This is a genomic window from Pseudarthrobacter sp. NamB4, from assembly GCF_005796185.1.
Taxonomy (GTDB): Bacteria; Actinomycetota; Actinomycetes; order Actinomycetales; family Micrococcaceae; genus Arthrobacter.
Genome location: NZ_VAHM01000004.1, coordinates 155,771 through 180,568 on the forward strand (window position 1 = coordinate 155,771; position 24,798 = coordinate 180,568).

24 protein-coding genes, 1 tRNA gene and 4 pseudogenes are annotated in these 24,798 nt (G+C 65.1%); 18 read left to right on the top strand and 11 right to left on the bottom strand.

The genetic code is table 11. From position 1 onward, the window contains the following. Positions 1-14 precede the first annotated feature (14 nt). The 6 genes and pseudogenes from FDW81_RS05135 (at position 15) to FDW81_RS05160 (ending at position 4,523) form a co-directional block, all read left to right on the top strand. Positions 15-1,475 carry an FAD-dependent oxidoreductase gene (locus FDW81_RS05135; RefSeq protein ID WP_370278753.1) on the top strand — a complete coding sequence of 487 codons (1,461 nt, stop codon included), beginning with the start codon at positions 15-17 and terminating at the stop codon, positions 1,473-1,475. A 90-nt stretch (positions 1,476-1,565) separates the two neighbouring features. Then, a pseudogene (locus FDW81_RS05140) lies at positions 1,566-1,842 on the top strand (transcriptional regulator); the annotation flags it as partial. Beyond that, positions 1,839-1,979: pseudogene (locus tag FDW81_RS05145) on the top strand (aldehyde dehydrogenase family protein); the annotation flags it as partial. The pseudogenes FDW81_RS05140 and FDW81_RS05145, both read left to right, overlap by 4 nt. Continuing rightward, positions 1,979-2,101, top strand: a pseudogene (locus FDW81_RS05150) (DUF779 domain-containing protein); the annotation flags it as partial. The pseudogenes FDW81_RS05145 and FDW81_RS05150, both read left to right, overlap by 1 nt. 160 nt (positions 2,102-2,261) lie before the next feature. Then, positions 2,262-3,812 carry an amino acid permease gene (locus FDW81_RS05155; protein ID WP_138133090.1) on the top strand — a complete coding sequence of 517 codons (1,551 nt, stop codon included), beginning with the start codon at positions 2,262-2,264 and terminating at the stop codon, positions 3,810-3,812. A 105-nt stretch (positions 3,813-3,917) separates the two neighbouring features. Then, a complete protein-coding gene (locus FDW81_RS05160) occupies positions 3,918-4,523 on the top strand; it encodes a TetR/AcrR family transcriptional regulator (RefSeq protein WP_138133091.1) in 606 nt (201 codons plus the stop codon). 29 nt (positions 4,524-4,552) lie between these two features. Here the strand turns inward: FDW81_RS05160 and FDW81_RS05165 are convergent, their stop codons facing one another. From FDW81_RS05165 to FDW81_RS05175, 3 genes are all read right to left on the bottom strand, one after another. Then, entirely contained in the window at positions 4,553-5,188 is a 636-nt protein-coding gene (locus FDW81_RS05165) for a DUF2461 domain-containing protein (protein ID WP_138133092.1), read from the bottom strand. Positions 5,189-5,311: 123 nt separating this feature from the next. Further along, positions 5,312-6,808: a catalase gene (locus FDW81_RS05170; RefSeq protein WP_138133093.1), complete on the bottom strand. Its 1,497-nt coding sequence runs from the start codon at positions 6,806-6,808 to the stop codon at positions 5,312-5,314. Positions 6,809-6,815: 7 nt separating this feature from the next. After that, entirely contained in the window at positions 6,816-7,301 is a 486-nt protein-coding gene (locus tag FDW81_RS05175; protein ID WP_138133094.1) for a Fur family transcriptional regulator, read from the bottom strand. A gap of 95 nt (positions 7,302-7,396) precedes the next feature. On the opposite strand from FDW81_RS05175, the gene FDW81_RS05180 reads away from it, so the two are divergent. Both FDW81_RS05180 and htpX read left to right on the top strand, forming a co-directional pair. Further along, positions 7,397-8,668 (top strand): MFS transporter, encoded by a 1,272-nt coding sequence (locus FDW81_RS05180; protein ID WP_138133095.1) that lies wholly within the window; start codon positions 7,397-7,399, stop codon positions 8,666-8,668. Positions 8,669-8,700: 32 nt separating this feature from the next. Further along, the gene (gene htpX / locus FDW81_RS05185; protein WP_138133096.1) at positions 8,701-9,570 is read left to right on the top strand and encodes a zinc metalloprotease HtpX; all 870 of its coding nucleotides are present in this window, start codon (positions 8,701-8,703) and stop codon (positions 9,568-9,570) included. A 166-nt stretch (positions 9,571-9,736) separates the two neighbouring features. Here htpX and FDW81_RS05190 read toward each other — a convergent pair whose 3' ends face one another. Continuing rightward, entirely contained in the window at positions 9,737-10,228 is a 492-nt protein-coding gene (locus tag FDW81_RS05190; protein ID WP_138133097.1) for a YajQ family cyclic di-GMP-binding protein, read from the bottom strand. A 185-nt stretch (positions 10,229-10,413) separates the two neighbouring features. Here FDW81_RS05190 and FDW81_RS05195 point away from each other — a divergent pair, with 185 nt between their 5' ends. From FDW81_RS05195 to FDW81_RS05205, 3 genes are all read left to right on the top strand, one after another. Further along, entirely contained in the window at positions 10,414-10,665 is a 252-nt protein-coding gene (locus tag FDW81_RS05195) for a hypothetical protein (RefSeq protein WP_138133098.1), read from the top strand. Positions 10,666-10,837: 172 nt separating this feature from the next. After that, a tRNA-Tyr gene (locus tag FDW81_RS05200) sits at positions 10,838-10,919 on the top strand. A 286-nt stretch (positions 10,920-11,205) separates the two neighbouring features. After that, the gene (locus tag FDW81_RS05205) at positions 11,206-11,637 is read left to right on the top strand and encodes a CBS domain-containing protein (RefSeq protein ID WP_138133099.1); all 432 of its coding nucleotides are present in this window, start codon (positions 11,206-11,208) and stop codon (positions 11,635-11,637) included. 148 nt (positions 11,638-11,785) lie between these two features. Here the strand turns inward: FDW81_RS05205 and FDW81_RS05210 are convergent, their stop codons facing one another. Next, positions 11,786-12,817: a LysM domain-containing protein gene (locus tag FDW81_RS05210; RefSeq protein ID WP_138133100.1), complete on the bottom strand. Its 1,032-nt coding sequence runs from the start codon at positions 12,815-12,817 to the stop codon at positions 11,786-11,788. 356 nt (positions 12,818-13,173) lie between these two features. After that, positions 13,174-13,905: a potassium channel family protein gene (locus FDW81_RS05215; protein ID WP_138133101.1), complete on the bottom strand. Its 732-nt coding sequence runs from the start codon at positions 13,903-13,905 to the stop codon at positions 13,174-13,176. 71 nt (positions 13,906-13,976) lie between these two features. On the opposite strand from FDW81_RS05215, the pseudogene FDW81_RS05220 reads away from it, so the two are divergent. Continuing rightward, a pseudogene (locus tag FDW81_RS05220) lies at positions 13,977-14,516 on the top strand (acyl-CoA thioesterase); the annotation flags it as partial. Between the two features lie 123 nt (positions 14,517-14,639). After that, positions 14,640-15,065 (top strand): co-chaperone YbbN, encoded by a 426-nt coding sequence (locus FDW81_RS05225; RefSeq protein ID WP_138133102.1) that lies wholly within the window; start codon positions 14,640-14,642, stop codon positions 15,063-15,065. A 61-nt stretch (positions 15,066-15,126) separates the two neighbouring features. On the opposite strand, the gene FDW81_RS05230 is transcribed toward FDW81_RS05225, so the two are convergent. Both FDW81_RS05230 and FDW81_RS05235 read right to left on the bottom strand, forming a co-directional pair. After that, entirely contained in the window at positions 15,127-15,405 is a 279-nt protein-coding gene (locus tag FDW81_RS05230) for a putative quinol monooxygenase (RefSeq protein WP_138133103.1), read from the bottom strand. 45 nt (positions 15,406-15,450) lie between these two features. Beyond that, on the bottom strand, positions 15,451-16,434 hold the full coding sequence (locus tag FDW81_RS05235; protein ID WP_138133104.1) for a DNA-3-methyladenine glycosylase: 984 nt from the start codon (positions 16,432-16,434) through the stop codon (positions 15,451-15,453). Between the two features lie 137 nt (positions 16,435-16,571). On the opposite strand from FDW81_RS05235, the gene FDW81_RS05240 reads away from it, so the two are divergent. The 4 genes from FDW81_RS05240 (at position 16,572) to FDW81_RS05255 (ending at position 20,433) form a co-directional block, all read left to right on the top strand. After that, positions 16,572-16,979, top strand: coding sequence for a VOC family protein (locus FDW81_RS05240; RefSeq protein ID WP_138133105.1), 408 nt, complete (start codon positions 16,572-16,574; stop codon positions 16,977-16,979). A 31-nt stretch (positions 16,980-17,010) separates the two neighbouring features. Then, positions 17,011-18,396, top strand: a complete 1,386-nt coding sequence (locus FDW81_RS05245) for a cystathionine beta-synthase (RefSeq protein ID WP_138133106.1) — start codon at positions 17,011-17,013, stop codon at positions 18,394-18,396. A 9-nt stretch (positions 18,397-18,405) separates the two neighbouring features. Continuing rightward, on the top strand, positions 18,406-19,569 hold the full coding sequence (locus FDW81_RS05250) for a cystathionine gamma-synthase (protein WP_138133107.1): 1,164 nt from the start codon (positions 18,406-18,408) through the stop codon (positions 19,567-19,569). A 93-nt stretch (positions 19,570-19,662) separates the two neighbouring features. Further along, positions 19,663-20,433 (top strand): SDR family oxidoreductase, encoded by a 771-nt coding sequence (locus FDW81_RS05255; RefSeq protein ID WP_138133108.1) that lies wholly within the window; start codon positions 19,663-19,665, stop codon positions 20,431-20,433. Positions 20,434-20,538: 105 nt separating this feature from the next. Here the strand turns inward: FDW81_RS05255 and FDW81_RS05260 are convergent, their stop codons facing one another. Genes FDW81_RS05260 through FDW81_RS05270 form a run of 3 tightly spaced genes read right to left on the bottom strand, consistent with a single transcriptional unit; the run spans position 20,539 to position 23,925 of the window. Continuing rightward, on the bottom strand, positions 20,539-22,065 hold the full coding sequence (locus FDW81_RS05260) for an APC family permease (RefSeq protein WP_138133109.1): 1,527 nt from the start codon (positions 22,063-22,065) through the stop codon (positions 20,539-20,541). A gap of 13 nt (positions 22,066-22,078) precedes the next feature. Continuing rightward, on the bottom strand, positions 22,079-23,290 hold the full coding sequence (locus tag FDW81_RS05265; RefSeq protein ID WP_138133110.1) for a glutathionylspermidine synthase family protein: 1,212 nt from the start codon (positions 23,288-23,290) through the stop codon (positions 22,079-22,081). Between the two features lie 2 nt (positions 23,291-23,292). After that, the gene (locus FDW81_RS05270; protein WP_138133111.1) at positions 23,293-23,925 is read right to left on the bottom strand and encodes a Tat pathway signal protein; all 633 of its coding nucleotides are present in this window, start codon (positions 23,923-23,925) and stop codon (positions 23,293-23,295) included. Between the two features lie 170 nt (positions 23,926-24,095). Between FDW81_RS05270 and FDW81_RS05275 the strand changes: the two genes are divergently transcribed. Then, entirely contained in the window at positions 24,096-24,752 is a 657-nt protein-coding gene (locus FDW81_RS05275; protein ID WP_138133112.1) for an MOSC domain-containing protein, read from the top strand. Positions 24,753-24,798 lie beyond the last annotated feature (46 nt).

Consider the following 24,798-nt stretch of genomic DNA (forward strand, 5'->3'; position numbering starts at 1 on the left):
CATCCTCGTGAATCATGGAAATGATCAGTCCAGAAGGGCTTCCGGTGACCAACCACAGCGAAACCGCCTCCACCCGTCCCCTCCGTGTGGCCATAGTCGGCGCGGGTCCGGCGGGTGTCTACGCTGCGGACATCCTCACCAAGTCCAGCGGGGTCAAGGATGGCGACTTCGAGGTCAGCATCGACCTTTTCGAGGCGTACCCGGCACCGTACGGCCTGATCCGCTACGGGGTCGCACCGGACCACCCCCGGATCAAAGGCATCGTCAACGCCCTTCACAAGGTCCTTGACCGCGGCGACATCAGGTTCCTGGGCAACGTCACCTACGGTCGGGACCTCACACTGCACGATTTCCGCTCCTTGTACGACGCCGTGATCTTCTCCACGGGTGCTGTCAAGGACGCGGACCTGGACATTCCCGGCATCGGCCTTCACGGCTCCTTCGGGGCAGCCGACTTCGTGTCCTGGTACGACGGCCACCCCGACGTTCCCCGCGAATGGCCGCTTGAGGCCAAGGAAATCGCGGTGATCGGCAACGGCAACGTGGCACTCGATGTGGCCCGCATGCTGGTCAAGCACCCGGAGGAGCTGCTGAGCACCGAGATCCCGGACAACGTCTACCAGGGCCTGAAGGCCTCACCGGTGACGGACGTGCATGTCTTTGGCCGGCGCGGTCCGGCCCAGGTCAAGTTCACGCCCCTGGAGCTGCGGGAACTGAGCCACATGGATGATGTGGACATTGTGCTCTACCCCGAGGACTTCGAGTTTGATGAAGCCTCGGACGAGGCCATCCGCAGCAACAACCAGATCAAGACCATGGTCAACACGCTCACCAACTGGCTGGTGGAGGAGCATGCCGAGTCCGAAAATCCTTCCTCGCGCCGGCTGCACCTGCACTTCCTGCACAGCCCCGTTGAAGTGCTCGACGACGGCACGGGCAAGGTGGGCGGGATCAAGTTTGAGCGCATGCAGCTTGACGGCACCGGAAATGCCAAGGGCACAGGGGAGTACATCGAGTACCCGGTCCAGGCTGTGTACCGGGCCATCGGCTACCACGGCTCCGCCCTGGACGAACTGGAGTACGACGCCAAGCGCGGCGTCATTCCCAACGAAGGCGGCCGCGTCCTGGACGCGGAAGGCAACCCGGTCCCGGGGATCTATGCCACTGGCTGGATCAAGCGCGGACCGGTGGGCCTGATCGGCCATACCAAGGGCGACGCCCTGGAAACCATCGGATTCCTGCTGGAGGACCGGCTCACCCTGCCACCGGCGAAGAACCCGGACCCCCAGGCCATCATTGACCTGCTGGAACAACGCGGCATCGAGTACACCACGTGGGAAGGCTGGAACAAGCTTGATGAGCACGAGACCGGCCTGGGCGCCGCCTGGACCGGCCCCGAAGGCTTGGACCATGTGGTCCGCGAAAGGATCAAGGTGGTTCCGCGCGAGGAAATGATCCGCATCTCCCGCGGCTGACTCCACTGCAGGGATGGTGCTCGGGCTGGAATGGCGACCATCCCTTGGCCGGCATGGTGGTGCCGCGTTCACAGGCAGCACAGGAGCTCAATGAGGAACCTGATCCAGGCCGGACCGGTGCAGCGCAGCGCCCTGGCCGCCCATGAACAGCTCGACGGCGGTGCCCGCCCTGATGCCCCAACAGGCCTGATCCGCGAGTCCTGGCAGCGGTCTGCCAGCTTTAAGGCGGACCGCGCCGCTGGCTTTCGATTGGGACGAGCTGGAGGACTACCGCACGCAGCACCCCCTGGCCGCGATTATGCCGGTCATCAACAAGCTCCTGGTCCAGCCCAGCCACGAAAGCGGGCTCTTGGTGGCAGTCGGGGACTGGGAGCGGGGGGCTGGTCCCGCAACGGCAACGTTGCCTACCGGGCAGGCCGCGACATCCAGGCAGGCCGCGTCTGGGTGAACAACTACCACGCCTACCCGGCGGGAGCGGCGTTCGGCGGGTACAAGTCCTCCGGCACCTGACAGTGGATGTGGTGCAGGGCAGGGGAAGCGGCTTTTCAGTGGAAGCGCCGGAGGGCAAGCGGTTCCTGATCCGGTCCATTCTCACGGAATGGCCCGGGGTAGCAGTTCGACCGTAAAGCGCTTGAGGCCTTCTTTATGGAGGGCCTCAAGCTCTTTTAACAGAACAACGTTCGGAGAAGGGCCTGTCTCACCATTCGGGACAATTGGGCCCGTCCAGTGGATGGACACTACCGTTAATAGGTCTGTTTCCTTCACAAACCAGGATTGTGATCCCCTATGAACCTTCTCCGGACCAAATCCATCGAGCAGTCGATCGCCGACGCCGATGAGCCCGGACGCAAGCTCAAGCGCTCCCTCAGCACCTGGGACCTGATGATCATGGGCGTCGCCGTGGCCGTCGGTGCCGGCATCTTCTCCGTGGGCGCCAAGGCAGCTGCCAACTTTTCCGGCCCGGCAGTGACCCTGTCCTTCGCCATCGCCGCCATCACCTGCGCGCTGGCCATTATGTGCTACGCCGAGTTTGCCACCGCCATCCCCGTGGCAGGCTCCGCGTACGTTTTCACCTACGCCACCATGGGCGAATTCCTCGCCTGGATCATCGGCTGGAACCTGATCCTGGAGCTCTTCACCGCCGCCGCCGTCATCGCAAAGTACTGGGGCATCTACCTCAGCAAGGTCTTTGCCCTCATGGGGGCGGACATCCCGCCGGCGATCTCCCTGAGCGGGGTTGACCTCTACTGGGGCGCGTTCCTGATCGTGGCAGTGTTTACCGTGCTGCTGGTGCTGGGCACCAAGCTGTCCGCCCGCGTCGGCAACATCTTCACCCTGATCAAGATCGGCGTCGTCCTCTTCGTGATCGTGGTGGGCTTCACCTACGTCAAGTTCGAAAACTACGCCCCCTTCATTCCGGCCGCAGAGCCCACGGGTGGCACCGGCACCGCAGACGTCCTGAAGCAGTCCTTCTTCGGATTCCTGACCGGGGCCGCACCGGCACAATACGGCACCCTGGGCATCTTCGCCGGCGCCGCGCTGGTGTTCTTCGCCTTCATCGGTTTCGACGTGGTGGCCACCTCCGCTGAGGAAGTGAAGAACCCGCAGAAGACGCTGCCCCGCGGCATCTTCGGGGGCCTCGCACTGGTGACCCTGCTCTACATCCTGGTGTCGCTGGCGCTCACCGGCATGGTGTCCTACACCCAACTGGCGGAGGCGGAGAACCCCACGCTCACCACGGCCTTTGAAGCAGTGGGCGATACCTCCGCCGCCAAGATCATTGCCTTCGGTTCCCTGGTGGGCCTGACCACCGTGATCATGGTGCTCCTCATGGGCCTGTCCCGCGTGGTCCTGGCCATGAGCCGCGACGGACTCCTGCCCCGAGCGCTGTCCAAGACCAGTGAAAAGCGTTCGACGCCGGTGCGCCTCCAGGTCATCTGCGGTGCCGCAGTGGCCCTGGTGGCAGGCCTGACCAACGTGGACCTGCTTGAGGAAATGATCAACATCGGAACGCTCTCCGCGTTTGTGGTGGTGAGCCTCGGCATCCTGGTGCTCCGGAAGAAACGCCCGGACCTGAAGCCCGCTTTCCGCGTGCCGTTTGGCAAAGTCCTGCCGATCGTCTCGGCGCTGCTGTGCCTCTACCTGATGACCAACCTGGCAGTGGAGACCTGGATCTTCTTCGCCATCTGGCTGGTTATCGGCATGGCGATCTACTTCGCCTACGGCCAGCGCCACTCGCGCCTCAATGAACGCTTCAGTGCGGCGACAACGGCCGTGAACGGCACTCCTGCTGCCGGCACAGCCCGCAACGCCGAGGACGAGTTCACAAGGGCCTGACCCGCCGGATAACTCTTGCTGATGCCCGCCCGGGCTTTTCCCGGGCGGGCATCAGCATGCCCGGGCCCGGCCGGCCGCGCTGAAGCAGCCTCGTAGGATTGGACCATGGCCCGCCCCACACGACCCGAACGCAAGGCAGAACTCCTGGCCGCGATCCTTGATTACCTCATGGACAAAACGCTGGCCGAACTGACCTTCCGGAGCCTCGCTGAGGGACTGGGAATGAGCGCCTATGTGCTGGTGTACCACTTCGGAAGCCGTGACCAGCTGATCAACGACATCGTTGTGTCGATCGAGTCCCGCCTTGACCGGATGCGCAACACCGATGTGCGGGATATTGACCGGGCAGCCTGGCGCGAGTTCCTGCTGGACTCCTGGCAGTGGACCATGGCCCAGCGGAACCGGCACCTCACCCGACTCGAATTTGAAGCGACGGCGCAGGACATTGTGGCCGCCGAGCCGCGGGGGACATCGCAGGAGCACTTCCGCATGCTCCACCACAAAACCCGGGACTGGCTGATGGTGCAGGGGATTCCGAAGGAGTACGCCGATACCGACGCCCGCCTCTTCACGTCCACCTTCTACGGCCTGCAGTTCGACTTTGTGGTCATGAATGAACCGGAAGCCGCCACCAAGGCCTTCGAGCTGATGCTGACGGTGTTCTTCAACAACCTTGAGACCCGCCTGGCCGGAGCCGGCCAGGGGGCCTGACGGCTCCCGCCCACACGGCAGGACCGCTGTCATGGTGCGGCATGCCGGCTGACCCAGTCCACGAGCGGACGCAGGTCCTCCCACAGGTCCGCCAGGTGCTGGACGGCGGCAGGAGTGCCCAGCCAGTCCGGCCGTCCAAGGTTGACGCCGGCGGAGAGCGATTTGTGCTTCAGGAGTTCTGCGCGCGGATGGTCGCGGGCATAGCCCCGCGGAACAGTCTTGAGCTTCTCACCCTCGACGGCGAAACCGGCAGCAGTTACAGCTTCCAGGATGTGGCGAAGGGATTCACCGGTGCCCGACGCGTCAACGGAGTTGCGGTACCGTGCCAGCTGGGCAGGAGTGCGCGAGTGGTAGCCCCCGCCGACCAGCAGGCCGTCAGCAGAGATCTGCAGGTAATAGCCCACGCCCTCCTGTGCCGAAGCAACACCACCCTGGGCCGTCTTGTAGGGCGATTTGTCCTCTGAGAACCGGATGTCCCTGTTGGCACGGAAGAGCTTTGGGGGTCCGAACTGGGGTTCCAGCTCAGCGAGGAGTAACGCGAGTGGTTCCCTGACCAGGGACTGGTAGCTGTTCTTGTGCTCCTGCCACCACTCCCGGTTGTTGTTGTCCTGGAGCTCCTCGTAAAACTCAAAGGCACCGGGCGTGAGGCCCTGGAAAGTTGTCATGAAGCGATCCTAGGAACGGATAGGGTGCAGGGCCACAGGCAGAGCCTTCTATGTGGACAAGACAAAACCACCCCGCCACGGAAAACCGCGACGGGGTGGTTTCAGCAATTGACAAAAACTGGATCAGCCGATCTTGTTGGCAGCCTCTGCGTTGGAGGAAGGCGCCGAAGGCGCCGCCGGGGCGCCGAGGTTGGCGCGCAGCTTGGCACCGAGTTCGGCGTCGACGTTGGTCCAGTACTGGATGGCGCGTTCCTTGATGTCGGAGCGCTTTACGCCGCCCACGGCACCGGTGATGGTCTCCAGGAAGCGGGCCTTGGCCGCTTCGTCATAGACCTCGCGGTACAGGGTGCCGGCCTGGACGAAGTCGCCGTCCTCGGCGTGCAGGGAGTGCGCGGCGAGGGTCAGCTCGCCGTCGTTCTCCCAGCCCCCGGCCGGGTTCTGTGGCTCAAGCGCAGCCGGGCCGCCGAAGGTGTTCGGGGCGTAGACGGGCACGGAAGGGGCGTTGAAGAGGTAACGTCCGGCGCCGTCCTGGCTGTAGTTGTTGACCTGGTTCTTGGGCTGGTTTACCGGGATCTGGGCGTGGTTGGTGCCTACGCGGTAGCGGTGTGCGTCCGCGTAGGAGAAGATGCGTGCCTGCAGCATCTTGTCCGGGGACGCGGCGATGCCCGGCACGAAATTCGACGGCGCGAAGGTGGCCTGTTCGATCTGCGCGAAGTAGTTCTCCGGGTTCCGGTTCAGTTCCATGGTGCCCACCTTGATCAGCGGGTAGTCGCCGTGCGGCCACACCTTGGTCAGGTCGAACGGGTTGAAGCGGTAGGTCTTGGCGTCCTCGTAAGGCATGACCTGGACGTGCAGGTCCCAGGACGGGAAGTTGCCGGCCTCGATGTTCTCGGAGAGGTCACGGATGTAGAAGTCCGCATCGGAGCCGGCCAGGGCTTCTGCCTGCTCGCTGCTCATGGAGTTTACGCCCTGGTTGGACTTGAAGTGGTACTTGACCCAAAAACGCTCACCGGCTTCATTGATCCACTGGTAGGTGTGCGAGCCGTAGCCCTGCATTTCCCGCCAGGAGGCGGGCAGGCCGCGGTCGCCCATCAGCCAGGTCACCTGGTGTGCGGACTCGGGGGACAGGGTCCAGAAGTCCCACTGCATGTCGGCGTCGCGCAGGTGGGTGCCGGGCAGGCGCTTCTGGGAGTGGATGAAGTCCGGGAACTTGATGCCGTCGCGGATGAAGAATACCGGGGTGTTGTTGCCCACGAGGTCGTAGTTGCCCTCGCTGGTGTAGAACTTCACGGCGAAACCGCGGGGATCGCGCCAGGTGTCCGGGGAACCGTTCTCGCCTGCGACGGACGAGAAGCGGATCAGCATCTCGGTTTCGACGCCCGGCTGCAGGAACGCTGCCTTCGTGTACCTGGACATGTCCTCGGTGGTTTTGAACGTACCGAATGCACCGCCGCCCTTGGCGTGCACTACGCGCTCCGGAACCCGCTCACGGTTGAACTGGGCGAGCTTCTCCACCAGGTAGTGGTCAGTCAGGATGATGGCACCGTCGGCACCAACTGACTTAGAGTGCGCGTCGGATGTAACCGGTGCACCAGACTGGGTTGTCGAAACGACAGTCATTGTTCTCCTATTTCTCTGTTTCTTGTACGGGATGAATGGAAGGAAGTTGTTGGGACTGCTGGCAGTCCTGGCAGATGCCCTGGTACATCACATCGGCGATCTGGATGGTCATCGGTTTGGCGTTCTCGTCCCAATGCGGCGTCAGGCAGGGCGCATGGCCCACTGCGCAGTCCACGTCCTCCACACGGCCACAGCTGATGCAGATGGCGTGGTGGTGGTTGTCTCCGACCCGGGTTTCGTAGAGGGCCGGGGAATGCGGCGGCTCAAACCGGCGCAGCATGTGCAGATCCGTCAGGTCCCCCAGGACCACATATACGGACTGGGCGGTCAACTCGGGTAGCTCAGCGCGGGCCGCGGTGAGGATGCTTTCCGCGGGGGAGTGGGGATGGCGTTCGACGGCGGCGAGGACCGCCAGGCGCTGTTTGGTCACCCTGCGGCCATGGGCGCGAAGGGCCGCTGCCCATGCCTCGTGGCCGTCAAAATGCTCCGTCATGGCTCCATTGAAGCACTTATTGTGAGCTTCTCACAATAAGGCTTGGCTAACCTCTGCGGAACCCCAGGTCACACTGGAAACATTAAGGTTGCAGGGTGGGGAAACTGCTCGCTGACATCACGCCGCTCAAGGAGAGCGCAGCCTTCCGCCGGCTTTGGCTCGGTTCGGCGGTATCCGCGGTCGGAAGCCAACTGACCCTGGTGGCAGTAAGCCTGGAGGTTTACCGCCTGACGCAGGACAGTTTCTACGTGGGCCTGCTGGCGGTGTTTGCACTGGTGCCGCTGGTGATCGGTGGACTGCTGGGCGGATCCATCGCAGACTCCCACGATCGGCGCCGGGTTGCCCTGCTGGCCACGACGGTGCTGTGGCTGACCACCGGGCTTATAGCCCTGCAGTCCTGGCTGCAGGTGGGGAACGTCTGGGTCCTGTACCTGCTGGTGGCTGCGCAGAGCGGAGCGCAGGCCATCAACCAGCCGGCGCGCAGTGCCATCCTTCCCATGCTGGTCCGGAAAGAACTCCTGCCCGCCGCCAATGCCCTCAGCATGATGTCCTTCGGCCTGGCCATGACGGCCGGTCCGCTGCTGGCCGGCGTGCTGGTGGCCTGGGTGGGGTTTGGCTGGACCTATACCCTTGATTTCCTCACCTTCGCCTTCGTGCTGTGGGCGGTGTACCGGCTGCCGCCCCTGCCGCCGTCGGGAACTCCTGGAAAGCCTGGCATCCGCTCCGTCGTTGAAGGATTCCGCTTCCTTGGCACCCGGCCCAACCTCCGGATGACTTTCGTCATCGACCTGATCGCCATGATCCTGGCCCAGCCGCGGGCCCTGATGCCGGCCATTGGCGCCGTTATGATCGGCGGTGGCGAGGCCACCGTGGGCGTGCTGCTGGCCTCCACCGCCGTCGGTGCCTTCCTGGCCGGCCTGTTTTCCGGGCCGCTTGGCAGCGTCCGCCGGCAGGGGAGTGCCGTGGTCTTCTCGGTGATGGGCTGGGGTGCGTCCATAGCGGCGTTCGGTTTTGTGGTGCTGCTGGCCGGACCTGCCCCGGGCGGAGCGGTGACGCTCTGGCTGCTCCCGGCAGCTGTGTGTTGCGCGCTGGCCGGAATCGCCGATTCGATCAGCAGCGTCTTCCGGAACACTATCCTCCAGGCGGCAACCCCGGACCATCTCCGTGGCCGGTTGCAAGGGGTGTTCATTGTGGTGGTGGCCGGCGGTCCGAGGATCGGCGACCTGCTGGCGGGGGCCGCGACCAGGATCGTGGCCGAGGGCTGGGTCCTGCTGCTTGGCGGGATGCTGTGCACTGCAGCCGCGTGGGCGGCGGCCATGCTGCAGCCGGGATTCCGCAGGTATGACGCACGGAACCCCGCTCCCTAGACAGCCGTTCCCTTAGTGAGTAAGGAGGAGACGTGCACAAACACTACAACGGCCTCAAGACAGCGGCGCTGTTCGGCGTGCTGTGGGCAATGCTCCTGGGGCTGGGGGCGGTGATCGGCACCAGCACCCGCAGTTCTGCCCCGATCTGGATCATGGCCCTGGTGGGCATTGCCACCACCGCGTACGGCTACTGGAACAGCGACAAGATCGCCATCCGGGCCATGGCGGCCTATCCGGTAAGCGAAGCGCAGGCGCCGCAGCTGTACCAGATCGTTCGTGAGCTCTCCGTGCGGGCCAACCAGCCCATGCCCCGCATTTACCTCTCGCCCACCATGAACCCGAACGCCTTCGCCACCGGACGGAATCCCCGGAACGCGGCGGTCTGCTGCACCGAGGGGATCCTGCGGCTCCTGGACCCGCGCGAGCTCCGCGGCGTCCTGGGGCACGAACTCATGCACGTCTACAACCGTGACATCCTCACATCTTCTGTGGCAACCGCCGTTGCAGGCGTGATTACCTCGGTGGGCCAGATGATGCTGTTCTTTGGCGGCGGTGACCGGCGGAATTCGAACCCGCTGGCAATGATTGCCATGGCCCTGCTGGCCCCCTTCGCGGCGTCCCTGATCCAGCTGGCCATTTCGCGGACGCGGGAGTACGACGCCGACGAGGACGGTTCGGCGCTGACCGGCGATCCGTTGGCGCTTGCCTCAGCCCTGGCCAAGATCGAGCGCGGCGTGAGCATTGCCCCGCTGCCCCAGGACCAGCGGCTGGTCAACGCGTCGCACCTGATGATCGCCAACCCGTTCCGCGGCGGGGCCATGAACAAGCTGTTTGCGACGCATCCCCCCATGCGGGACCGGATTGCCCGGCTGGAGCGAATGGCGGGGCGGCCGCTGGCCTGACGCCTGCAGGGCAGCAGGAGGGATCGGGCGACGCGCACGCTGCCCTTCGACGCGCAAGTTCCCCGGTGACATGCAAAGAGGCTGGCGCCACCCATATGTTGGGTGCGCCAGCCTCTTTCCGTGGCGGCAGAACTTGTGCGCGTCGAAAACGACGGCGGGGGCGAGACTAGCTGCGGAAGTTTACGAACTGCAGGTCGGCTTCGTCGAAGTCCTTCAGCAGGGCCATGGTGGCCTGCAGGTCATCGCGTGACTTGGAGGAGACGCGGAGCTCGTCGCCCTGGATCTGCGACTTGACCGACTTGGGCCCTTCGTCGCGGATGAGTTTGTTGATTTTCTTGGCCAGGTCCTGGGCGATGCCCTCCTTGATGGAGGCTTCCAGGCGGTACTCCTTGCCGGAGGCGTAAGGCTCGCCGCTGTCCAGGGACTTGAGGGAGATGCCACGCTTGATCAGCTTGGACTGGAAGACATCCAGGACAGCCTTGACGCGCTCTTCCGAGTTGGCTTTCATAAGGATGTTCTCACCGCTGAAGTCAATCTCGGCGCCAACCCCCTTGAAGTCATAGCGCTGGGCAATTTCCTTCTGGGACTGATTGAGCGCGTTGGCTACTTCCTGCTTGTCCACTTTGCTTACGACGTCGAACGTTGACTCGCCTGCCATGACTCTCCTTTGCTGGTGGGAGCCCTGCACGCAGACAGGGCATGATCACTGCATTCCAGCCTAATACGGATGCCGGCCCCGATGCGGCTGCCCGGTTCACAGTTCCCTCCCAGCTGACGCTCCGCAGGAACGAAGGAGGGCCGGGAAGAGTTAGACCTGTTGGAAGCAGTCCGAAGGGAAACAACATGCACAGCAAGGCCGCCACCTACGTCATCCTCAGGTCGTCATCAGCAGGGGCGGTGGCGGCAGCGACGTCGTCCGTGGCAGCGGCAGCGGTGGCGGCGTCCATCATCTTCTCCCCGGTGGGCGATGAGTCATCCCGGATGGAGGGTGTCCGCGAGGACCTGCAGCGGGCAGTCCAACTGAACCAGATCACTGAGGAACAGGCCGTGAAGTTCGAGGCCAGGCTCGCCGGCCGGCTCCTCGGCGAGGGCTGACGCCGCCGGTTTTCCGCGTATTTCCGGGACGTTTGCCGCCCGGCAGGGGCCGATTCGATTCTTCAGCGGAAGTTCTGTAAAGTTGTCTTGCCCGCGGTTACTGGAAGCGGAACGGCCCGGAAACGGACGTTCTTTATGACTGCAGCCGGGGGTGATCTTCTTTTTGAAGTTCGGCAGATTACCCGAGCGGCCAAAGGGGGCTGACTGTAAATCAGCTGGCAACGCCTACGGGGGTTCGAATCCCTCATCTGCCACCCGAGGAGAAACCTCCGGAACCACCAGGTTCCGGAGGTTTTTTCGTGCCTGGGGCCTGCTCCTGCACTTCCGTCATGGGCTTGTTCACAGATCCTGCCCTTGAAGGGTTCTGAAGCGCGAAAGGCCAGGAATCCATGAAGCGGCCGGCACTCTGGGCGGAAAATCTCCTTCGAAAACCGTGCAAAACCGCCGTCGACACTGCCGGAGGGGCGGCGTAGGCTGGCAGCATCGGCGCATGTGCCCCGATGCCCTGCGTCGATACATCCATCGATGAAGGAGGATCCAATGAGTGCTGTACGTGAATTCATGACCACGGACGCACGGTGTATTAGTGAAAACCAGTCCCTGGTGGACGCGGCCCGGATGATGATGGATCTTGACTGCGGATCACTGCCGATTTGTGGTGATGACGGCAAGTTGAAGGGCATGATCACCGACCGCGACATTGTCCTCAAATGCGTTGCCGCCGGCCGCAACCCGGCCGACGTTATGGCCCGGGACCTCGCCGCCGGCAAGCCATACTGGATTGACGCCGACGCCAACGTTGACGCTGCCATCGAGATGATGGAAACGCACCAGGTCCGCCGGCTTCCCGTGATCGCCGACCACAAACTGGTGGGCATCATCAGCCAGGGTGACATTGCCCGGAATTACTCCGAGCAGCGTGTGGGCGAACTGGTGGAGCACATTTCGGAACGCAAGCGGATGAACGCTTAGCCGGAGCTGCTGCGCCAGGAATTCCACGCAACCTGCGCCACGGAGCCCGTCTCCGTGGCGTTTCTTGTGCGCGGTCTTGCCTGTCCGCGGCTCCACACCCTTCGCTGCCAAGAGCCGCGGACAAGCTTATGCAAACCGTTTGCCGAAGTCAGTTGAGCGCAACCAGGAGCATCTGGCTGGTGCCGGGGATGCAAGTCTGCAGTACCGCGCGGGGGAAGCCGCCGAAAACCGCAATGACGTCGTTGGTGGTCCCGGGGTTTGGTACCTGGCCCCGGGCTGTGACCGTATAGGTCCCGTAGCCCGGGATGCTCACTGTCTCACCGACTCCAATGCCGGAGAAGCGGGCCCAGCCGCCACAGAAGTCGTGCTCGGTGATGAAGAGCGAGTAGCCGTCGTTGGGCGTGTAGTGAATCGGCCCGATGCAGGCATCAACCATGGCCTGGCCGCCGGCACCTGCAACGTAGATGGTGCGGACTGCGGGAGCTGCCTGGACGGGGGCTGGAGCAGGTATCGGGGCTGGAGCAGGTACCGGGGCGGCAGCCGGAGCCGAGGCAGGAGCCGGGGCAGGGGAGGCAGCCGCCGGTGCCGCAACTGGCGGGCCCGTCATCAGCAGCGTCTGGCCGGGAACGATAATGCTGTAGTGGCCAAGCCCGTTGGCGGCCAGCATGGCGTTCATGTCCACCCCGTGCCGGGCAGCAATCGCACCGACGGTGTCTCCCGGAACTACCGTGTACAGGTTCGGGTCGAATGCAGGTGCATTTACGGGTTCCGCGACAACCTCAGGTGCCGGGGGTGTGGGTGCCGGTGCAGCGGGTGCTTCGGGTGCGGGGACCGCAGCGTCGGGAACGGCCGCGGCAGGAGCGGCGGCACCAGGCGCTTCAGCTCCGGGCACGGCCGGGGGCGGCGGCGCTGGCTCGCCTTCCGGAGCGGAGGCAGCGCCCGGTTCTGCAGGAGCGGCGGTGCCGGCAACCTGGCCGGCCGCCGTCGTGCCGTAAGTCACGGAGGCGGGGGGAGCGGCCAAGGCTCCAACACCCACTGCTGCCACCACGGCGGCGGTGGCCATGCCGGCCCATAGCCTGTTGCTGATGACCGGTTTTCCGGCTGCGAGATCGCGCCGTGGTTCATCGGTGGCGAAGCTCCTGCTGGAGGCTTCGGGCGAGTCGAGGTGTGGCTGGTTCATGGGTAGCCCGTCCAGGTTCGGCCCCGGCAGGCCGGCGCAGCTGGCGCCGGCAGGCAGGACGGATCGAGGGGAAAACGCCCGCTGCCCCCGTCCAATGCGGGGCCCGCAACAAGGGGCGCCTGATGGAGGCCTCCGCATACCCGGAACATACGGAAGCTCCGCGAGGAGGCGGTGACCCGGGAAGCCGCTCCGGGAGGCCGCCAACGTCTGTTCGGTCCTAGGAGTTCCGAGTCTAGGAGGGCATCAGGGCGGACAGCACCAGTAGGGATTACCCGAATGTTTCAGTGGGGTACTCGGCCCGGCAGAACCGGCTACGCAAGAATGCGGAGCCCGATACCTGCCCGGAGGGCAAGGAGCTAGATCGTTCGCCGTTCCTGGAGTTCGGCGACCTCCCGGCGTAGCGCGGCGATCTCAGCCACGAGTTCCGCCACCTCAGCCCTGACGGGTTCTTCGGCGTCGGCCACTGCTTCGGCGGTGTCCTCAACCCGCTGGACCAGCCAGGACGCGATGGATGCGGTAACCACGCCCAGGACCGCGATGCCGCTCATCATCAGTGCCGCTGCCACCATGCGGCCTGTCGCAGTCACCGGATACATGTCGCCGTAGCCAACGGTGGTGATGGTGGTCATGGCCCACCAGAGTGCATCACCAAAGGTGACGATCTTGGCGTCCGGGGCGGACTGCTCCACGTCCAGGACGGCCAGGGCGCCAACAAACACCAGCATGGCGGCGGAGCCGACAACGTAGGTGACCACGCGTCCCCTGAGTGTGTCCCCAAGCGTCCTGTGCAGGACGGCCAGCAGTGTGACCAGGCGCAGGAGGCGCAGCGGCCGGAACAGCGGCACGGCCACGATGACCAGCTCGTGCAGGTTGCGGATGAACCAGTTGCCCCGGGCCGGGGCAAGCCACAGGTTGGCCAGGTAATCCAGGGCAAAGATGCCCCAGGTGGCCCACATAATGGCTTCGATCCAGACGGCGGCGCCAGCTTCCAGCCTACCGATTACCTGCCACGCGTACGCACCCAGGAACACGAGTGCCGTCACCGTCAATGGCCAGTCCGCCAGGTCCCGGTAGCGTTGTTGGGTCATGCGGGAAATCCTACTGGGCGGGGGCGTATGCCTCGCCGGACAGCAATGTTACTGCCCGGTAGCATAGGGGGATGCACCTGCTCCTGAGAACCCTCCTGATGCTGTTCCGCTCGTCCCGCCGGCCGCCTCTCACCGTTTGGGAGAGTTCCTCTCTTCCGCTGAGGGTGCTGCCCACGGACATCGACATTGCGCTGCACGTCAACAACGGCATGTACCTGTCCCTGATGGACCTGGGCCGGTTCGACCTGATGGTGCGCAGCGGTGTGTGGAAGCGGATGCGGCGGCGAGGATGGGGGCCGGTGGTGGCAGCAGAGACCATCTCCTTCCGTAAGTCCCTCCAGCTGTGGCAGCACTACACCATCGAAACCCGGATCATCGGTTTGGACACCAAGGCCATCTTTTTCGAGCAGCACATGGTGGCCGACGGCGAGATCTACGCCCGTGCCTACATCGCCACCAGGCTGGTCAGTAAAGGGCGGCCGGTCAGCCAGGAGAAGATCCTGCGGGAGTTCGGCGGGCCGCCGGCGGACCTGGTGCTTCCGGAGTGGATCCACGAGTGGCGGGCGGCGAGTTCCCTGCCCGGCAGCCGGACGCCGGCCCCGCATACTTGGGAAGCCAGCGCCCGAGGTGCTTGTCCTGCACGGCCGGAAGGGCCGGTTATTCCCGATGACGCGCGGAGCGAACAAAGGCCGCTGCGGGGCGACATGCCGGGGCATGTCGCGTAGCGTGGATGCATGGCTACCCTTGACATCACAGGTGAACAGTTCGCATCCACGATCGAAGGCAACGACATTGTCCTGGTGGATTTCTGGGCAGAGTGGTGCGGCCCCTGCAAGCAATTCGGCCCCACGTACTCTGCTGTTTCCGAGAAGCACCCGGATGTCCTTTTCACCAAGGTGGACACCGAGGCCGAGCAGCAGCTCGCCGCGGAGGCAGGCATCACGTCCATCCCCACCCTGATGGCTTTCCGCGAAAAGGTGTTGGTATTCTCGCAGCCCGGCGCACTGAACGCCCAGCAGCTTGAACAGATGGTGGACGCCGTAAAGGCCCTGGACATGGAGGAGGTCCACGCACATGTGGCACGCCAGCGGGAAGAAGCTGCAGCCGCTGCGGGCAAGCAGGCCGGCCCGCAGGACGGGACGCAGATCCCCGATCTCTGATCTTCCCTAACTAAAAATGCGGGACCTCCCATTGGGAGGTCCCGCATTTTGGCTTAAGCCTTTAGATCCGTTCCACCTTGACAGGCTCGGCCAGCAGGGCGCTCAGGGACTCGTTCAGGTCCTGGACGGCGATGCCCTTGGAGTGCTTGTCGAGGTCTTCCTCAGATGCCCACTGCTCGGTGAGGACCAGCTTCTCCTCCGTGGCCTCCGTCAGTTCGTAGCGGATGCAGCCCGGTTCGTTCATCACCTCGTCAATGGCGATTTCCAGGGCCAGCTTCACGCGGAAGAACTCGCCGTCGTTGGGGATGAACGTTGCCTGCAGGTCAATCGGTGCACTCATGGGTCTCAGAATACCGGCCCCTGGCGCGGGTCCTTGACGGAGGCTTCAGTGCCGGCGGTGGTCCTGGATTGTTATCCGCGGCCCGAAAGTCGGCTTGCGGAAGCCGGTGGCCTGGATCATCCGGACCACTCGTTGCCGGTGTCCCTTCCACGGTTCCAGCAGCCGCAGCATGCCGGCGTCGTCCGTGCGCCGGCCCGTCAGCGCCGCCCCCACGTAGGCCGCGAGATGGTAGTCGCCCACGGAAATCGAGTCCGGGCAGCCGTGGGTCCGCTGCACCACTTCCGCTGCCGTCCAGATTCCAACGCCGGGGATCGCCTGCATTTTCGCGGCCGCTTCAGCCGCCGGCAGGGCTGCCAGCCGTTCAAGCGCGACGGCGGAGCGCAGCGCCCGCATGACGGTCGCCGAACGCTGCGGGCCCACTCCTGCCTTATGCCATTCCCAGCTGGGGACCTGCAACCACCGCCCGGCCGTCGGTGGCAGTACAAGGCCCGCCGGCGCCAGCGACCCCGCCTGCGGCGCGGGGGTTCCGTAGCGGTGCAGGAGATAGCGGTATGCGCGCCGCGCCTCGATCACCGTTACCTTCTGTTCCAGGATGATCGGGACGAGCTGGTCCACCACGCGTCCGCTGGCAGGAAGCCGCACTGCCAGGCTGCGCCGCCGTGCTTCCCGGACCATGCGCGGAAGGGTGGCGTGGAATGCAGGTTCGTCGAATTCCCGCCAGTCGTCACCCGACCCCAATAACCGCGGTACCGCCCGGACCGCGGCTGCGGTGCCCGGGCCCCACGCCTGGACGTCCACCCGGTGCTCCGCCTCGGGACCCCCCGCGAAGCTGAGCCGCAGGGTCACCGGCCCGTCCGTCGTCGTAAAAGCGTTCCAAATGACGCCGCCCTGGACGCAGAAGGACGGATCGCTGTTGCCCCGCAGGAGCGGGCCCAGCGTCCTGCCAAGATCGTAGGGGCCGCCCGGATACCAGCGCAGGGCGGCGTCGGCGGCGGCTGCCAGCCGGGAAGGTGCCGCTGCGATCGTCATGTCCTCATCGTCCCACGGAAGGCCGACAATACATCCGCAAGCCTGGCCGGGGCCTTAAACCCGGCGGCCCGGCGGACTACAATCCCAGGTGTGGCGCGGGGCGTCCGCGCCTTCCCTCGAAAATCCAGGAGAGCGCAATGGGCGGAGTAGTGCATTTCGAAATTCCGGCGGACGATCAGGAACGGGCCAGGAAGTTTTACCAGGAGGCCCTCGGCTGGCGGGTGGAACCTGTCCCGGGAATGGACTACAACATGGTGATCACCACCCCCATGGACGAGGCGACCGGCCAGCCGACAGCAGCGGGCGCCATCAACGGGGGCATGATGGCCCGGGACGGGGAAATCACCAACCCTGTCATCACGGTGGACGTTCCGGACATCGACGCCACCTTGAAAACCGTGGAACAGCTTGGCGGCTCAGTGGTAATGCCCAAGAACGAAATCCCGGGCATGGGGTATTTCGCCTACTTTAAGGATCCGGAAAACAACATTATGGGCCTCTGGGAGAACCTTCCCGCGGAGCAGACGGGGCAGGCCCACGAGTAGCTTCCGGCATTGAAGCGGTAGCTTTGTATCTATGAAGTACGCCCAGTCCATCCTGGACCTCATCGGCAACACCCCGCTCATCAAACTCAACCATGTGACCGGGGGCATCAAGGCCACCGTCCTGGTGAAACTGGAGTATCTGAACCCGGGCGGATCCATTAAGGACCGCATCGCTGCACAGATGATCGAGGACGCTGAGCGTGAAGGGAAACTGCAGCCGGGCGGCACCATCGTCGAGCCCACCTCAGGCAACACCGGCGTCGGCCTGGCCCTGGTGGCGCAGCAAAAGGGCTACAAGTGTGTGTTCGTGGTCCCGGACAAGGTGGGCGAGGACAAGCGCGCCGTGCTGCAGGCATACGGCGCCGAGGTTGTGGTCACGCCCACCTCCGTCCCGCCGGACAGTCCACAAAGCTACTACGGCGTTTCGGACCGGATTACCCGGGATACCCCCGGTGCATTCAAACCGGACCAGTTCTCCAACCCGGCGGCACCCGGCAGCCACTACAAGACCACCGGCCCGGAGATCTGGCGGGACACCGACGGAAGGGTCACCCACTGTGTCATCGGCGCCGGCACCGGCGGCACCATCACCGGTACGGGGCGCTACCTGAAGGAGGTTTCGGCTGGGAGGCCGGAGTCCGACGGCGGCGTGGTCCGGATCATCGGCGCCGACCCCGAGGGTTCGGTCTACTCCGGCGGCACGGGACGCCCGTACTTCGTGGAGGGCGTGGGGGAGGACATGTGGCCGGCGAACTACGACAAGTCGGTTCCGGACCAGGTCATCGCCGTCAGCGACGCTGAGTCCTTCGCCATGACCCGCCGCCTCGCCCGCGAAGAGGGCCTCCTGGTGGGCGGCTCGTCCGGCATGGCTGTGGTGGCCGCGCTGCAGGCGGCGCGGGACCTCCCGGAAAGTGCCGTCGTCGTCGTCATCCTGCCCGACTCGGGGCGCGGCTACCTGGCAAAAATCTTCAACGACCAGTGGATGCGCTCCTACGGTTTCCTCTCCGGAGGGGAGGAAACGTCCGTGGGCGAGGTCATCAAGTCCAAGACCGGCGAACTGCCGGACCTGGTCCACATCCACCCGAACGAGTCCGTCCGGGACGTCATCAACATCATGAACGAGTTCGGTGTCAGCCACATTCCGGTCCTGTCCCAGGAGCCGCCGGTGGTCATGGGGGAGGTCCTCGGCGCGGTGGACGAGCGCACGCTGACCGCCAAGCTGTTCCGGGGCGAAGCCAGGCTCACGGACAAGATCTCCGAGCACATGGGCCCCAAACTGCCCGTGATCGGATCGCTGGAAACCATCTCGGCTGCCAGGGAACTGCTCTCGGACGTGGACACCGTCATGGTCACGTTCGTTGGGGCGCCCATCGGCATCCTCACCCGGCACGACCTGCTCGCCTACCTCAGCAACTAAAGGAGCATCATGTCCTTCTCCGGAAACCAGGGCTTCAACACCCGCGCCGTCCACGCCGGGCAGGATTTCGAGCCGCGCACCGGTGCCGTGGTCCCGCCCGTGCACTTCGCCACCACCTACGCGCAGGACGGCATTGGCGGCCTCCGCGAAGGGTATGAATACAGCCGTGGCGGCAACCCCACCCGGGACGCGCTGCAGGAACAGCTGGCCGCGCTGGAGCTGGGTACGCATGCCTTCAGCTTCGGCTCGGGCCTCGCGGCGGAGGACTCTCTGATCCGTGCCCTGGCCGGCCCCGGGGACCACATCGTGCTTGGCAACGATGCTTACGGCGGGACCTACCGGCTGATCAGCCGCGTGCTCGGCCCGTGGGGAATCGGCAACACCCCGGTGGACATGGCCGACCTGGACACCGTCCGGCAGGCCGTAGCCGCCAACAGGGCCCGTTTGCTCTGGGTGGAGACGCCGTCCAACCCGCTGATGAAGATCACCGACATCGCGGCGCTCGCGGAAATCGCACACGACGCCGGGGCCCTCCTGGTCGTCGACAACACCTTCGCGTCCCCCTACCTGCAGACCCCGCTCGCCCTGGGCGCCGACGTCGTGGTCCACTCCACCACCAAGTACATCGGCGGGCATTCGGACGTGGTGGGCGGCGCCGTTGTCGTCAAGGACGCCGAGCTGGCGGAGAAGATCGGTTTCCTCCAGTTCGCTGTGGGCGCCGTCTCCGGCCCCATGGATGCCTTCCTCACCACCCGCGGCCTCAAGACCCTGGGCGTGCGGATGGACCGGCACAGCCTCAACGGCCAGGCCGTGGCCGAGTGGCTGCTTGAACGCCCCGAGGTTGAAAGCGTCCTCTACCCGGGCCTGCCATCACACCCGGGGCACGAGCTGGCGAAGAAGCAGATGCGGAATTTCGGCGGCATGGTGTCCGTGCAGTTCAAGGGCGGCGAAGCTGCTGCACGGAAGGTGGCGGAGTCCACGAAGGTCTTCATGCTGGCGGAGTCCCTCGGCGGCATCGAGTCACTGATGAACTACCCGTCGGAGATGACGCACGCGTCCGTCAAGGGCACAGAGCTCGCCGTTCCGGTGAACCTGCTTCGCCTGTCCTGCGGCATCGAGGACGTAGAGGACCTGGTCGCAGACCTGGAGCAGGCCTTCACCTCCATCCCGTAGTTGTCCCGCGAGATGGCACGTCACTGCAATGATCGCTGGCAGGACTGCCGTCAAGTGCCGAGTCGCGGTTTGTGCGGCCGCTAGGCTGGTCGGATGGACTCCCTCACACCAAACCCTGCCCGCCCCGTTGCCCTGATCACCGGCGCCGGCAGGCTGGCGGGCATCGGTGCCGGGATTGCCCGCCGGCTTGCAGCGGACGGCTGGGACCTGGTCCTGTCCTACTGGCAGGACTATGACGAGCGGATGCCGTGGGGGAGCGAGCCCGAAGACCTCGTCCGGCTGACTGCGGAGCTCGAGGCCATCGGCGCGCGCGTCCATGTCCTGTCCGCCGACCTGCAGGACCCGGGCGTGCCGGACAGGCTGGTAGGAGAGGGCGTCTCACTCGCCGGCCGGCTCCAGGGCCTGGTCCTCAGCCATGCCGAGTCCGTGGATTCGGGCGTGCTGGACACCAGCCTGGAGTCCTTTGAGCGGCACTTCGCAGTAAACACCCGCGCCAGCTGGCAGCTGATTGCCGCTTTCACGCGGCAGGCAACGGACGACGGCGGCGCGATCGTTGCGCTGACCAGTGACCACACAGCATTCAACCTTCCCTACGGTGCCTCCAAGGGTGCGCTGGACAGGATCGTCATCGCCGCCGCCCGCGAACTGGGGCCGCGGAACATTTCCGCGAACGTCCTGAACCCCGGGCCCATCGATACCGGGTGGATGAGCGACGAGGTCCGGGAGGCTTTGACGGCACAGCAGCCTGGCGGGCGGCTGGGAACCCCGGCCGACGTCGCGGGGACGGTGGCGTTCCTGCTCTCACCCGCAGGACGCTGGGTCTCCGGCCAGCTGATCAGGTCCGACGGCGGCTTCTCGGCCTGAGTGTCCGGCCCGCCTTTTCTGCTCTTCCGGTCCCAACTGGGTAGCGCGAACTGCCGTTCTGAGGCTCCAAAACTGCAGTGTTGGCGCTACTTATTTGGGGGAGGGTTAGTTGGGGGAGGGGGCTCGGGAGTGAGCCGCCCTGGCCTGGCCCGTGAAGTAACCGCGGGTCGAGGGTGCGAACCGGCAGAGGACAGCGAGCACTACGCCCACCGCCAGCAGCAGCACTCCGCTGACGAAGGCCCCGCCGACACCGAAGATCTCTGTGTCGCCGTATGCCGGGTCCCACATCTGCACGGCTGAGATGAAGAAAGCAGCAGTGAGCAGCAGCGCGCCCGTCAAGGGCAGGATGCCCCGGAACCACAGGTTGCGCGCCGAGTCGCGCAGGGTGCCCCGGAAGAACCAGTAGCAGGCGAAGCCGGTGAGCGCGTAGTAAAAGGCGATGAACAGGCTGATGGCGCTGATTGAGTCCGAGAGAAGGTTTTCGCTCAGGAAGCTCATGGCCACGTAGTAGGCGATGGCCGCCGCGCCCATCACCTGCGTCGAGAAACCGGGGGTCTTGTTCTTCGGGTGCACCTCGCCGAACTTGGCAGGCAGGGCACCGTGGACACCCATGGAGAGGGTCCCGCGCGCGGTGGGCAGGATGGTGGTCTGCGTCGAGGACAGCACCGAGGCAAGAACCGCGACGACGATCAGCCAGCCCCACGGGCCCAGCACCACATCCTTCATGGCCACGAACACGTCGTCCTGGTTCGCTTCGTTGCCAAGGCCGATGCCCTCGCTGCCCACAGTGGCGTACATCATCACCAGCAGGGCCACGGACACATAGATCGCCACCAGGACGAAGGCGGAGATGACAGCACCGCGGCCCGGCGTGGTGCTCGGGTTTTCGGTCTCCTCATTGACGGCCAGGCAGGTATCCCAGCCCCAGTAGATAAACAGGGCCAACAGTGCGCCATGCACGACGGCACCGGGATCGGCAAAGGCACCTACCGGGTTGAACCACTCAAAGTCGAAGGCCTGGCCCTCCGGCGCCCCGCCCACGATGCGGATGATGATGGCCAGCGCAAAGATACCCAGCGAGACGTACTGGATGTAGGTCAGTACCCGCTGGACATGCTCACCCAGCCGGATCCCACGGTAATTAACCAGCGTCATCACGGCAATGAACAGCACTCCGGTGAGCGTGACCAGCACCTTGTTTTCTGCAAGCGACCCATCACCGATCAGCAACCACAGGTACTGTCCGGCCACCTGGGCCAGGTTGGCCAGGACCACGATGCCCGCGAGCGCCACGCCCCAGCCGCCCAACCAGCCCGCCCAAGGGCCGAAGGCCCGCCGGGACCAGGTGAACGTGGTGCCGCAGTCCGGGATGGCGCTGTTCAGCTCACGGAAGGCGTAGGCGATGAACAGGACAGGGATAAACCCGATGAGCAGGATCAACGGAGTGTAGTTCCCGTTCACCGCCACGATGAGGCCCAGTGTGGCTGCCAGTGAGTACACCGGCGCGGTGGACGCCAGTCCGAGCATCACGGAATCACCAAGGTCCAGGATTCCGGCGCGGAGTCCCTTGGCCGGGATCGTACTGCCGGGCGGGCCGCCCGGGCCGCCCGCCGTCGTCATTTCTGTGCTCATGTTGCCACCGGATTCATAGTGCAATACCTGCTTTGCTGGAGGAGGGTACGGCCGAAAGCGGCGCCGGCGCGTCAATGGTGTTGGGCACGAAGCGGCAGAAGTAGTCCGTCACGGGGCCGTCCGACTCGCGGATCCCGCAGCCCACGGACTCGCCGTCCACCACCCACAGGCCCAGGACGGGGTGGTTGCCGTCGAAGTCGGGCAGTTGCTGGTACTGCTGGTAGCACCAGCCCTCGCGGCCGTACCCGCCGGGCTGTTCAAGGTTGATGCCATCGGCGTGGATGCGAATGTTGTCGCCTTCGCGGCCGTGCAGGGGTTTGGCCACCCACTCCTTCAGCGGCCCCGGTTCGTTGAGGAAGGCCGGCAGCAGGTTGGGGTGCTTCGGGTACAGGTGCCAGAGCGCGGCGAGGAGTGCTTTGTTGGAAAGCAGCATCTTCCAGGCAGGCTCCACCCAGCGCGGATTATGGGCCCGTTCAAGCAGCCGGTGGCCGAACGGCTCCTTCATCATCAGCTCCCATGGATAGAGCTTGAAGATGGTGCTGATCATGAAGTTGTCCAGGTCCACGAAACGGTTCAGGTTCGGGTCCCAGCCGATATCGGACATGTTGATGCCGATGGTGGTCCACCCGGCCTGGCTCGCCACGTCCCGCATGTAGGCGGCCGTCATCCAGTCCTCGCCGGACTCCTCGACTTCTGAATGGGCCACATGCAGGGTGCTCATGCCGGTGCGGTACTGGAACTTCTTCCACTGTCTGATCAGCGCCTCGTGGATTCCGTTCCACTGGTCCTTTTCCGGAAAAACATCCTGCAGCCAGAACCATTGGGCCACTGCTGCCTCAATCAGGCCGGTGGGAGTGTCCGCGTTGTACTCGAGCATCTTGGCCGGGCCGCCCTGCCCGTCATAGATGAAGTCGAACCGGCCGTAGACGTCCAGGTCCCCTGCCTGGAGCGATTCGGCAGCCAGCTCCAGCGCCTGCGGGCCGATCCCGAGCTGACCCATGGCGCCGGTGGCGAGGAAGCGTGCGGCCTCCAGGCACATCTTGTGCATGTCCTCCGCGGCCACCTCAAGGGTTTCCACCTCGCCCATGGTGAATTCGTAGTACGCGGACTCGTTCCAGTACTCGATCCTGCGTCCGTCGTCCATCGTGGTGGTGGAGAACACCAGGCCTTGTTCCTCGATTTTCTGCTTCCAGCCGGGCCTGGGTTCAGACAGCAAACGCTTCACGCTCAGCCCCCCGAGACTTTGCTGCCGCCGCCGCTGGTGCCGCTCTTGGCGCTGGTGCCGAAGCCGCCGCGGCTGACAGTGCCGCCTTTGGTGCTGTAGCCGGTGGCCACCTTGGCGCCGCTGGGCACCGTTTTGCTGTAGTTGGGGGCTGTAGAGCGGTTCTGGCCGATCGGCGGAACGTAGGCGCCGCGGGAGAAAAAGTACCAGGCGTAGATGCCGCCGGAGCGCCCGGCTGAGCTGTCGCAGCTGGTGTCCTCCACGCGCTCACCGGTTTCGTCGTTGAAGCACACCTGCGCGTACTCGGGATCGTCCTGGTTGCTTGCCACGACGGCGGTGATGGTGCCGGCGAGCAGGGCGGTAACGCCGAGGCCTACGACGACGGTGCGGCGCTGGGAGCGCTTCTTCCGTGCCGCTGCCTCATCCAGCTGCCTTTCCCGGTCCCGCGCAAACGGGTCCACCGGCGCTAGGGGTTCATTGAGCAGCTCGGGGCGGAGTTCGGGCTTGGGCACCTGCCAGGGAGGCGGCTTCGCGGCGCCTCCGGTCCCGGAGTCCCGGCCGCTTTGACCGGCAGGCCCGTCGCCGCCGGCTGGCCCGTGATCCGGATCCCTGCCCGGGTCCTTTTTGTCCGGGTCCATGGCGTCCCCCTCAATAGTCCAGATGAATTGGGCGCAGCGCTGCACCCCCAATTGCAAATCCTCGAATCAGCGTAGCCCCTGCGGACGCCTGCTGCGAGTAAGGAACAGGCGGGAAGTGCCCATCCCGCGAAGTTGCCGGCCACGGCAGCCGCGGACCCTACACTTGAGCCATGGAAACCGCTTCTGTCCTCGCCGTCTGCCGTGTCCACCAGCTCTTGCCGGACACGTCGAACGTGGGCGTGACGGCCATTGACAAGCGAGCTGTGGAAGGGCCGGTGAAGGTTCACAAGCTGGGCGTCCAGGGTGATATCCAGGCGAACCGGGTCCACCACGGCGGCCCGGACCAGGCCCTCTACGCCTACTCGCAGGCGGACGCCGACTTCTGGGCCGCGGAACTCCAGCGGGAGCTGCCGCCGGGGTTCTTCGGCGAGAACCTCCGTGTCGGGGGTCTGGACGCCACCGGCGCCGTCATCGGGGAACGCTGGAAGATCGGCGTGGACGTGGAGGTGGAGGTGACGTCACCGCGGACGCCCTGCTCCACCTTCCAGCGCCGGGTGGGGGAGCCCCGGTTCGTAAAGCGTTTCACGGAAGAGGGCCGCGTGGGCGCCTATCTTCGCGTGGTGCGCGTGGGCACTATCCGCGCGGGCGACCACATCCATAAGTTGTACGTCCCGAAGCACGGCGTCACGGTGGGCAAGTGGTTCAGTGAACCGGACCTGGAGTCCATGGAGGCGCTGCGGGATGCAGAGGCCGACGGCGACATCCGCCTCCAGCAGCCGGAGTTCAGCAGGAAGTTTGCGGCGCTGGAGCGGCAGCTGGCTCGGTAGCGGCAACGCGTGGGCGCGCTGCAGGGGAGGCATGTGCGCAAGCTCA

Excerpts from the sequence above, each read along its gene's own strand:
- FDW81_RS05270 (WP_138133111.1), bottom strand. The coding sequence starts at position 23,925 with ATGGACCCGGACAAAAAGGACCCGGGCAGGGATCCGGATCACGGGCCA.
- FDW81_RS05135 (WP_370278753.1), top strand. The coding sequence starts at position 15 with ATGGAAATGATCAGTCCAGAAGGGCTTCCGGTGACCAACCACAGCGAA.
- FDW81_RS05205 (WP_138133099.1), top strand. The coding sequence starts at position 11,206 with ATGAGTGCTGTACGTGAATTCATGACCACGGACGCACGGTGTATTAGT.
- FDW81_RS05160 (WP_138133091.1), top strand. The coding sequence starts at position 3,918 with ATGGCCCGCCCCACACGACCCGAACGCAAGGCAGAACTCCTGGCCGCG.
- FDW81_RS05175 (WP_138133094.1), bottom strand. The coding sequence starts at position 7,301 with ATGACGGAGCATTTTGACGGCCACGAGGCATGGGCAGCGGCCCTTCGC.
- FDW81_RS05245 (WP_138133106.1), top strand. The coding sequence starts at position 17,011 with ATGAAGTACGCCCAGTCCATCCTGGACCTCATCGGCAACACCCCGCTC.
- FDW81_RS05165 (WP_138133092.1), bottom strand. The coding sequence starts at position 5,188 with ATGACAACTTTCCAGGGCCTCACGCCCGGTGCCTTTGAGTTTTACGAG.
- FDW81_RS05170 (WP_138133093.1), bottom strand. The coding sequence starts at position 6,808 with ATGACTGTCGTTTCGACAACCCAGTCTGGTGCACCGGTTACATCCGAC.
- FDW81_RS05225 (WP_138133102.1), top strand. The coding sequence starts at position 14,640 with ATGGCTACCCTTGACATCACAGGTGAACAGTTCGCATCCACGATCGAA.
- FDW81_RS05190 (WP_138133097.1), bottom strand. The coding sequence starts at position 10,228 with ATGGCAGGCGAGTCAACGTTCGACGTCGTAAGCAAAGTGGACAAGCAG.
- FDW81_RS05275 (WP_138133112.1), top strand. The coding sequence starts at position 24,096 with ATGGAAACCGCTTCTGTCCTCGCCGTCTGCCGTGTCCACCAGCTCTTG.
- FDW81_RS05155 (WP_138133090.1), top strand. The coding sequence starts at position 2,262 with ATGAACCTTCTCCGGACCAAATCCATCGAGCAGTCGATCGCCGACGCC.
- FDW81_RS05250 (WP_138133107.1), top strand. The coding sequence starts at position 18,406 with ATGTCCTTCTCCGGAAACCAGGGCTTCAACACCCGCGCCGTCCACGCC.
- FDW81_RS05235 (WP_138133104.1), bottom strand. The coding sequence starts at position 16,434 with ATGACGATCGCAGCGGCACCTTCCCGGCTGGCAGCCGCCGCCGACGCC.
- FDW81_RS05255 (WP_138133108.1), top strand. The coding sequence starts at position 19,663 with ATGGACTCCCTCACACCAAACCCTGCCCGCCCCGTTGCCCTGATCACC.
- FDW81_RS05260 (WP_138133109.1), bottom strand. The coding sequence starts at position 22,065 with ATGAGCACAGAAATGACGACGGCGGGCGGCCCGGGCGGCCCGCCCGGC.
- FDW81_RS05195 (WP_138133098.1), top strand. The coding sequence starts at position 10,414 with ATGCACAGCAAGGCCGCCACCTACGTCATCCTCAGGTCGTCATCAGCA.
- FDW81_RS05230 (WP_138133103.1), bottom strand. The coding sequence starts at position 15,405 with ATGAGTGCACCGATTGACCTGCAGGCAACGTTCATCCCCAACGACGGC.
- FDW81_RS05240 (WP_138133105.1), top strand. The coding sequence starts at position 16,572 with ATGGGCGGAGTAGTGCATTTCGAAATTCCGGCGGACGATCAGGAACGG.
- FDW81_RS05210 (WP_138133100.1), bottom strand. The coding sequence starts at position 12,817 with ATGAACCAGCCACACCTCGACTCGCCCGAAGCCTCCAGCAGGAGCTTC.
- FDW81_RS05215 (WP_138133101.1), bottom strand. The coding sequence starts at position 13,905 with ATGACCCAACAACGCTACCGGGACCTGGCGGACTGGCCATTGACGGTG.